Here is an 8,361-nt window from a genome sequence, read left to right on the forward strand (position 1 = left end):
GCGGGGCGGCAATAGGTGCTGCTTGCTCCGCAATGGCGGCGGACAGAGGCTTCGTGCCCCTGGAATGGTCAGTCTACAGTGGCCCGGCTCTGGTACCCAGCGACGTGCCGCCCGAATGGGAGGCCGCCCCGTGCAGCGTGCATGAAGTTGCGATCATCCTCGCGAGCAACAAGCCCGTGGTGTTCCTTGCCGGTCGCGCCGAGCTTGGACCTCGGGCATTGGGTAGCAGAAGCATTCTTGCAGCCGCGACATCGGCGGGAATGAAGGACCATCTCAACGACATCAAACTTCGCGAGCACTTCCGGCCAGTAGCGCCAATATGCCTAGAAGATCGTGCGCCGGATATTTTCAACCCAGGAACGCCGGATCCTTACATGCTGTTCGATCACGAGACACGGGCGGAATGGCGGGACAAAATCCCCGCAGTTGTACATCTCGACGGATCTGCGCGATTGCAGACCATTGCTAGAGCATCTCAGCACAAGGTCGCTGAGCTTCTGGTCGAGTATGAAAAGCTCACGGGCATTCCGCTGCTTTGCAATACGAGCGCCAACCACCATGGGCGTGGATTCTTCCCGGATGTCGCATCAGCCTGCCAGTGGGGACGCGTTGAACACATTTGGTCCGACGGCGTGCTGTGGACCAAAAAGGGCTCAGGCTAGCCAGTGTCGCCGCGCGCTCGCGGGCCCGGCGGCGCAGCGGCGTAGTGGGATTCCGACGATCTCGCCCGGGATTGAATGAACCCGCTACGCGGGAGTGGGGGCAAGCCTGCTGAACTGAGGTGTCCTGTCTGAGAGAATGTTTGTCTTCGCACCACCCCTCTCAAGACGACGGGAGACCTAGATGGCTACGATGAGCCCTCTTCGGCAGCGCATGAGTGAGGACATGATGGTCCGCAATCTGTCGCTGTCGACTCAACAATCCTATATCTATGCGATCGCAAAGTTTAGCCAACATTTCGGCTATGCCCCGGACCGGTTGAGTTTCGAGCAGGTCCGCGCCTACCAACTGCATCTCATCACGCGCCCAACATCGGGGCCACCGCACCCACCGGCGCCAAGATCGAGCGCCCATAGGTCCGCGCGTCACAAAGACGCGTCTTCGTTCAATCCGGCTTCAAATAGGTCCTGCGCTCGACTTGCGGCGAGATTGGTGATGCGGGATTTGAACCTTCTGGGATTCCGAGCTGATTTCGCCCACCATTCCGATTTGATGTCGCCCGGTGCGCCAGGCGTTCTGACTGGCTCGTTTCTGGCATCGGCGAAGCCGCATGGTCAATCTTGAATCGCGGCGTTAAGGACCGATTTTTCGCTGCTGCTCCTGCTGTGGGCATGTGGGCAACGCGCTGACGTGGAAGCGCAGCGGCATGCCCACAGCGCCACTTGCTCAGGCCTTTCGGCTGGGTTTGCGGATTCGGCGCATGCTCTCGCCGTTTAGACCGATCCGATGGGCGTTATGGACCAGGCGGTCGAGGACGCCGTCGGCGTGAGTGGGGTCGCCGATCAGCGCGTGCCATTGGTCGACGGAGAGCTGGCTGGTGACGATGGTGGAGCGGCGGCCGTAGCGATCCTCGGGGATCTCCAGGAGGTCGTGGCGGGCTGCTGCGGCGAGCGACTCGAGGCCCCAGTCGTCGAGTCACGTTGAGCTCAACGTGATTGGAATTATGTGCAGCCCGTAGTGATGTGGAGCGATATCGATCTCCTCGCTATTAACAGCCGCCTCGACCGTTCCTAGTCAACATAACTGACAGCGGTAGCGTGGTTCTCCCAACCATCCAAAAGGGGCAACCATGCTTATTCCGGAAGGTTCACGTGTGTTACTCGGGATCGCCCAATGGTACCTTGTTGGAAGATTTCGCCACTTGGCTCATCTCGGCTGAGTACGCCCGATCCATAGCCTGCCGTCACGTACGAGGACCAAAGGAAGCCCTCGACCTGATGGGTTCAGCGCTGCTTGATTGGGGGGCGGCGTTTCAGGAAGGTTTTTGTCGCAAGCATTTGCCTCCGCGTCATTGCAAGGCACCCGGTGCGCCGTTGAACGGTTTCTCACCGCGAGAAGGCTGCTCGTCAGAGAACCAGCACCAATCCCGTTCTCGCTGCTTCTTGAGCGCTACAGTCGACATCTATCGGAGGTGCGTGGCCTTACCAGCGCGACCCTAGAACAGCACATCGCAACAGTGAAGAGCATGCTTGCGCACGCTTTGCCGGCTGACGCCCCGCTGCATGCGTTATCAGCCGCTGCAGTCGAGCGGTTTGTGATGACCGAAGCGCGGCGGATTAAACGACAGACCCTCCAGCATGTTGTTGCTCGCCTTCTTTTCTTCGGTTTTGCTCGGACCAGGGCGAGATCCAGCAGCGTCTCGACGTAATTGAACACGATAGCCGATCTCTACCAAAAGCGCGCGTCAGAGCGGTCTGCCACCGCAGGGTACATCCTCCTACTGCCTGCGCCATTCATTTGCGATGCGTCTGCTCGACCGCGGCGTCCGCGTGAAGGTAATCGGTGATCTGATGGGTCATCGTACCTTGGAGAGCACCTGTGTCTATCTCCGGCTGCAGACCGGAGCCCTCCGCGAGGTCGCGCTTCCTCTGCCGCCGGCGACCATCATCATTGAGGAGGACGCCGCATGAGTACGACATTACCAGGCAGCGCGTTCAACCAGGTGGTCGACCGTTATTTGCGGAGGCAACGTTCACTCGGGCGCGCCTATGTTCATGAGGAGCACGTAATCGACGCTCTGCGTCGATTTCTTGAGAAGACCAGCTCTACCGACCTCGATCAAGCGCTCTTCGAGGCATGGTGCGCGTCACAATCTCATCTCTCTGTAAACACGCGCGCAACCGCCAGAGTATCGTGCGCAACTTCTGCCTCTATCGTCGGCGGACCGAGCCAACTTGCTTCGTTCCGGATATCAACCGCCTCCCACGTCGGTGTCCGCATGCATCGCCGGTCATCTTTGGAGCAGCCGACGTCGCCAGGATGTTGGCTGCGGCCGATCGTTTGGCGCCGACCTCAACGTCACCGCTTCGGCCAGCCGTGATGCGGCTTGCCGTGGTCCTGCTCTACACAGCAGGGCTCCGTCGAGGCGAACTGCTGCGCCTTTCACTGGCCGATGTCGATCCGCGCCACGGCATTTTGCACATTCGGGAGTCGAAGTTCCACAAGGCGCGGATCGTCCCGTTATCGCCGGACGCAGCTCGGAGCTGGGGTCGTACCTCAGGAAGCGGCTTCGGCCACCTCTGAGCCGCTCATTGGATTCCTCCTTGCTCTGCAACAGCAGGGGCGGGTGCGCGGCTACACGGGTACCGGCCTGCGGCAAGGAATCCAAGTGCTATTCCGAGCAGCCAACGTTTGCGGCACCGACGGACGAACCCCGCGGGTTCATGATTTTCGTCACAGCTTCGCGGTCGGTTCGGTGTTGCGATGGTACCAGCAAGGTGCGGATGTCCAATCCAATCTGCCGAAGCTTGCGATGTACATGGGGCATGTCTCGATTGTTTCGACTGCCTATTACCTGCGCTGGACTCCGCAACTCGCTGCCGCAGCCAGCCATCGGCTCGAGACGCACTTCGGCCACCTCATCACCGGAGGTGCCGCATGAGATCCCAAAGACCCAACGAACTCGGCAAGGGCATCGAGCGGTTCTTCCGCGAGTATCTGCCCACGCTCCGGGGCACCAGGCGACACACCATACGCAACTACCGGGATGCCATCGTGCTGTTCCTGCGTTTTACTTCGTCGCAAGCAGCCAAGGCTATCGAGGATCTCGATCTCGTCGATTTCACAGCGAAGCAGGTCCAGGACTTCCTGGCTTTTCTGGAGGCCGAGCGTCACAATGGCGTCGCTACCCGCAATGCGCGGCTGGCGGCGCTGCATACGTTTGCTCCCTTTCTCGCAACCGAACAGCCCGCCAATCTAGCCGAGCTGCAGCGTGTGCTAGGCGTACCGTTCAAACGCGGCGCGCGTAACAAGCCAATCGAATACCTTGAGCCGCGGGAAGTCGAAGCGCTGCTCCACGCCGCGGGGCAAGCGTGACTATGCGTTATTCGCACTGATGCTCAACCCGGGTGCCCGCGTTCAGGAGATACTCAATCTGCGGCTGTGCGACATCCGCACCGATCCTCCTCATCAAGTCCGGCTGCACGGCAAGGGCGGCAAAACTCGATTATGTCCAATTTGGCCGCAAACCGCACAGCTTCTCCAAGAGCACTCTAACAATGCCGCTCATTCAGGGGAAGCGAATCTCCGCTGTTCGTGAACCGCCAGGGCAACAAGTTGACCCGCTTTGGCGTTCGTTACCTGCTCAAGAAGCACATCGGAGCCGGAGCCAGAGCAACCCGCACGCTGCAGGAGAAGCGGATCCATCGCCATTCCTTGCGGCATACGACCGCCATCTTTCTCCTGAAGGCGGGCGCCGATTTCGCGACCATCAGTCAATGGCTCGGACATTCGTCGCTGAACACAACCATAACCTATGCAAGGGCGGACATCGATCTCAAACGCCAGGCGCTTATGCAGGTGTTTCCTGAGATCCTCGCACCGCCTCGCGCCGGGCACGTCTCTTCTACGACGATCAACATCGTTGATTGGCTGAAGAGGCTATGACCTACAGGTAAATTATGTGGAGTTGGCGGCTGTCAAAAACCGGACCGGCGCCGGCTTTCGGCCCTCAACTCCACATCACTACGGGCCGCATATAAGTCGAGGATGAGGAGAATCGAGGCGACTCAGCGCACGCAGCAGATGGGGATGGGGACCGTCGCCGCGCGCCGGTCGCTGAACAGCCGCGGGACGCGCTGATAAAGCACGGATCGATTGTCGCGGAAGGCCTTGTTGCCGAGCGCAGAGGCGAGCCAGCTCTTGCCGAAGCCGGAAGGGCCGCAGCACTCGGCAACACGTAAGGGCCAGATCGGCATCTCGGGTCGCGCGCATTCCTGCAGCAAATTGAAGGCCCTTTCATCGGCTTGCATCCGCAGCCCTCGATGCCGATTCGAAGGTGTAGGCCCCTATGCGATCCGCACGGCGGCGCCGACTCTCGGACAGCATAACCGGGAGATCCTATCAGGACTTCTCGGCCTCTCTGACGCCGAGATCGCCGAATTGGCGTAGCAGGGCATCATCGGTACGGCGATGCTCTCCGAAGGAGAGCTCGCAAAAACCAAAGAAGGTGTCCTCAGCCTGACCAATTGATGGCCCGGAGTACCGTTCAGGCTTAGCAGATTGGCGGGTAAGAAATTCACGATGACATGAGGCTTATTCCGGTCGCCCCAAGGACGGAACGGCGTAGCCCAACTCCACTGCGAGGCGTTAAGCGTCGTGAACAAGGGCTCATTACCGGGCTCCATTGCGTCGACATCGCGTCCATGCTTGCGGGCATCAAGCCTCGGGACCGCAAAGCGCGAGGCGGGGGTATCCGCAGTCGGTTTGCGTGGACCGCGGCGAGAACAAGGCACAGCACGGGTGTCCGCCAGCCGTGACGCAGGGCGTGTTCATATATCGAGAGGCTGACATGACAAATTGGAAGCATCGCGCGGATGCGTACTGGCCGACGAAGTTCTGCGGCAGAAGTTTGGACGTATGATGGCGGTGGTTGGCGCGCCGTGGGCCGCAAGGTATAAACACAATCTCTCTATCTGTAGCCTATCCGCCCGTGAAGGAAGGTCTTTGGGAGCCGATAGATACAAGATAATTGATCCCGCGCGATGTTCGCGAGCCGGGTATGTTCGGCGCCGTCTACAGCGCGCCGCTTGCGAGATGATAACGGCGGCAGCGCGCTGATCAATAATGTTGGCAGCACCAAACACGTGCGGCGGGACAATCTCGACGGATTGTTGAGGACTTTCATCGCATCCATCGGCTCAACACCATCGGGCCGTCAGATGATCCGCGCTGCGCGACCTTTGTTGGAAGCAAGCGCCAGGCTATCGGGGAGGCGGCGGTGGTCAATGTCTCATCGGCTGCCGGCATCAGCGCGGCGGTTCGTCGGTAGCCTATGTCACGAGCGAGGATTTTTGTGCGATGTTCCTACCGGAGCCTCGACGATCATGCGGTGATCGTCGCTGGGCGATCAAGGTGCAGCGGTCATTCCATTCGTCCTGCGCTCGAGCCCAACTCAATTCGACTTTCTGGGAGAACTTTAAAAATCCCTGTCCGCGGAGACAATTCGCTTCTGTTCAGAATGATCGCCATTGGATCGGAGGCCAATGCGATTACATACCAAGAGGGCTTCTCGATAGCGCCTTCTACACCTCTGTGAAGTTCTTCCCAACGTTCGGGCCAAGGCGGGTGCGGATTCGGGTGTGCATTACAGCGGAGCTTGAAATCCGCGATATAGAGCGTCTGTGCGACTGCATCTTGGAATGAGTAGCCGAAACAACGGGAAAGCCATGCGCTCTGAGGTGATGTGGTGAATCAGCGGACGACTCAATGCAACTTGTCTGTACGATGAAGGTCCTTGCCGGTTGATTCGGAGGTCTCGGCGAACCATGGCGAGCCGTCCGCCTGTTGGGCGAAGTTGCACACCCGTTTCGGGTCGACGATCGAGACTTCGACCCCGGCCTCGCGCAAGACCTTGGCTCAGTCCGCTCGTAGCCGCCGGAAGCCTCGATCGCCGTCTTGCCGACCTTGTGCTTGCGAAGCCAGCGGATCAGCGTGCGCCGTCTCTCTGCGGTGTTTGGGAACGTTTGTCCTTGCGACAGCGAGCCAATGCACCCATCCACCTTGTCCTTGGCCACATCGCTGCCGACGACAACACCCTCGTTTTGTGCCATCATCCACTCCCTTCCTTGCTCGGTTCGGGTTCGAAGCCCGTGCAACTGTTCGGGTTGACAAAGACACCGGATCTGTCCCTCGCTGTCCCGACAGGCTCTCAGGCCTTTGAGCACGATCGGGCTCAGATCCAGCGACGGGCGGTTGTCAGAACCGCCCGTTCGCACATTCTGGCAGATATTGCGGACACATCGATAGCCGTAGGGCTATTGCAATGGTGCGGATTGTATGTCCGACTGCGATACGCGCTGATCCTCGTCCAGTGTGTCCCAGGAAAATGTTTCACCCGCGGAACGGTGGCCCGAAGGTTTGACAGTACTACCAGGCCTGTCTTCGATGGCGCAGCTCATTTTTGGTCGAGAGTTGAGTCTGGATTCAAGGCGCACTTAGTCGCGACATATTGCGCTCGGGCGTCAAGGCTCGCCGGTAACTAGAGATACTACGTTTGATGCGCTGCTCTCAAGGCCTCAGCCATGAATGCGGCTGCGTCCCTTTAGAGGCCGTGTGAGGTCGGCATTTTTTCGGTTCACCGCTACGTCTGACAGGACCCCTCCGGGGTCAACTCAGGTCTGAAGAGCGCCGTGCCTCACTGATCAGCTCGCGCGCCGCGGCTCTTTCATTCCCTTAGCAGGATCGGCAGAATGATAAACTTCGTCACGAAGTGATTGGCGCGCAGATTTGCAGCCGTTTCTTCGCGAACTGGACCAAATTTGGGTGACAATTACGTCACACGATCATAAATGGAAGGGACTGCTGCACTTCTCCTCGAGAAGCTCGGCCGCCGAACCGGATGCGCTCTTAACGCATTCGGCTACGGGAGATCCAACTTTTGCCGCCGCTCCGCATTCGGTCGTGGAGCCGAACATCGTCTCAGGCAGCGTACAGACGACGCCCAGGGCGGCTGCCGAAAGGACTGATTCACGACATTGGCGAACGTGACATCAACCCGCGCGGGCGCAGCACGATTGCCTCGAAGCTGTCCACCTCGCAGATTAGGCGCTCCTCCGGCGCGGCGGCGCCGCAACTGTTCCCATCTCTAGCAGCATTTGCGGACAAAGGGCGCGTTGCCCGGCCAAAACCAGCACGGCTCCAACAGCGGAAGCCGGTGCATCACCGCACCCAAGCAGCGATCGAGCTCGCTCCGAGCCCGACCGGCATCAGATGATCGTCCATTGCATCAGTATCCGATTGGCTACCAGTGTGTGGGAACCCCGACAATCCGCAGCTTCATGCCCACAGACAGGCTGCTTGCGAGCCGTGTTTCCTCTAGTCAACCAAGCTGCGCACGCGTTCCGAGAGCGGCACGCGAATTGCTGAGATGAGGACTGCCGCTGCCAAGCCGCCGGCAGCCCTGTCGCCAAGGGTTCCCGATGAGACCCGCTCGATTGATCCTAGTTAATGCGCTGACGCTGTTTACGCTCCGAAATCCAAAGGCGGTGAACATCATGAGATGAAACTTAGGGCGGTACAGATCATCGAACGGATTGGGGCGCGGTTGATGAGTCCGGATGAGGTGCGCAGTTCGCGCTCAAAGTTCATGTGTGAGAGGTCAACGGTCATGTCTCAAGATTCAAAGCTCATGTTTGAGGGGCT

At 59.4% G+C, this 8,361-nt stretch carries 8 protein-coding genes and 3 pseudogenes; 9 read left to right on the top strand and 2 right to left on the bottom strand.

Going from position 1 to position 8,361, the window contains the following annotated elements; translation table 11 throughout:
- Together HCN58_RS34940 and HCN58_RS34945 are read left to right on the top strand one after the other, a co-directional pair.
- A partial coding sequence (locus tag HCN58_RS34940; RefSeq protein ID WP_283814701.1) for a carbamoyltransferase C-terminal domain-containing protein occupies positions 1-662 on the top strand: 662 nt, incomplete at its 5' end.
- Positions 663-843: 181 nt separating this feature from the next.
- Positions 844-1,284: a phage integrase N-terminal SAM-like domain-containing protein gene (locus HCN58_RS34945; RefSeq protein ID WP_171583829.1), complete on the top strand. Its 441-nt coding sequence runs from the start codon at positions 844-846 to the stop codon at positions 1,282-1,284.
- Between the two features lie 102 nt (positions 1,285-1,386).
- Here the strand turns inward: HCN58_RS34945 and HCN58_RS34950 are convergent.
- Positions 1,387-1,635 (bottom strand): annotated as a pseudogene (locus HCN58_RS34950) (ATP-binding protein); the annotation flags it as partial.
- A gap of 779 nt (positions 1,636-2,414) precedes the next feature.
- On the opposite strand from HCN58_RS34950, the gene HCN58_RS34955 reads away from it, so the two are divergent.
- From HCN58_RS34955 to HCN58_RS36610, 6 genes are all read left to right on the top strand, one after another.
- Positions 2,415-2,630, top strand: coding sequence for a tyrosine-type recombinase/integrase (locus HCN58_RS34955; RefSeq protein WP_283814702.1), 216 nt, complete (start codon positions 2,415-2,417; stop codon positions 2,628-2,630).
- A gap of 349 nt (positions 2,631-2,979) precedes the next feature.
- A complete protein-coding gene (locus HCN58_RS37745) occupies positions 2,980-3,243 on the top strand; it encodes a tyrosine-type recombinase/integrase (RefSeq protein WP_210266299.1) in 264 nt (87 codons plus the stop codon).
- 85 nt (positions 3,244-3,328) lie between these two features.
- Positions 3,329-3,601: a site-specific integrase gene (locus HCN58_RS35440; protein ID WP_210266300.1), complete on the top strand. Its 273-nt coding sequence runs from the start codon at positions 3,329-3,331 to the stop codon at positions 3,599-3,601.
- Complete coding sequence (locus HCN58_RS36600) at positions 3,598-4,035, top strand: site-specific integrase (RefSeq protein WP_235984170.1); 438 nt, start codon at positions 3,598-3,600, stop codon at positions 4,033-4,035. Before HCN58_RS35440 ends, HCN58_RS36600 begins: the two co-directional genes overlap by 4 nt.
- A gap of 19 nt (positions 4,036-4,054) precedes the next feature.
- A complete protein-coding gene (locus HCN58_RS36605; RefSeq protein ID WP_235984171.1) occupies positions 4,055-4,258 on the top strand; it encodes a site-specific integrase in 204 nt (67 codons plus the stop codon).
- Positions 4,249-4,605 carry a tyrosine-type recombinase/integrase gene (locus HCN58_RS36610; RefSeq protein WP_283814703.1) on the top strand — a complete coding sequence of 119 codons (357 nt, stop codon included), beginning with the start codon at positions 4,249-4,251 and terminating at the stop codon, positions 4,603-4,605. Before HCN58_RS36605 ends, HCN58_RS36610 begins: the two co-directional genes overlap by 10 nt.
- A 114-nt stretch (positions 4,606-4,719) precedes the next feature.
- On the opposite strand, the pseudogene HCN58_RS37750 reads toward HCN58_RS36610, so the two are convergent.
- A pseudogene (locus HCN58_RS37750) lies at positions 4,720-4,883 on the bottom strand (ATP-binding protein); the annotation flags it as partial.
- 891 nt (positions 4,884-5,774) lie between these two features.
- Between HCN58_RS37750 and HCN58_RS36615 the strand changes: the two are divergent.
- Positions 5,775-6,006, top strand: a pseudogene (locus tag HCN58_RS36615) (oxidoreductase); the annotation flags it as partial.
- Between the last annotated feature and the right edge of the window lie 2,355 nt (positions 6,007-8,361).

Source organism: Bradyrhizobium australiense, assembly GCF_013114825.1.
Lineage (GTDB): Bacteria > Pseudomonadota > Alphaproteobacteria > Rhizobiales > Xanthobacteraceae > Bradyrhizobium > Bradyrhizobium australiense.

Excerpts from the sequence above, each read along its gene's own strand:
- HCN58_RS34945 (WP_171583829.1), top strand. The coding sequence starts at position 844 with ATGGCTACGATGAGCCCTCTTCGGCAGCGCATGAGTGAGGACATGATG.
- HCN58_RS37745 (WP_210266299.1), top strand. The coding sequence starts at position 2,980 with ATGTTGGCTGCGGCCGATCGTTTGGCGCCGACCTCAACGTCACCGCTT.
- HCN58_RS36600 (WP_235984170.1), top strand. The coding sequence starts at position 3,598 with ATGAGATCCCAAAGACCCAACGAACTCGGCAAGGGCATCGAGCGGTTC.
- HCN58_RS36605 (WP_235984171.1), top strand. The coding sequence starts at position 4,055 with ATGCTCAACCCGGGTGCCCGCGTTCAGGAGATACTCAATCTGCGGCTG.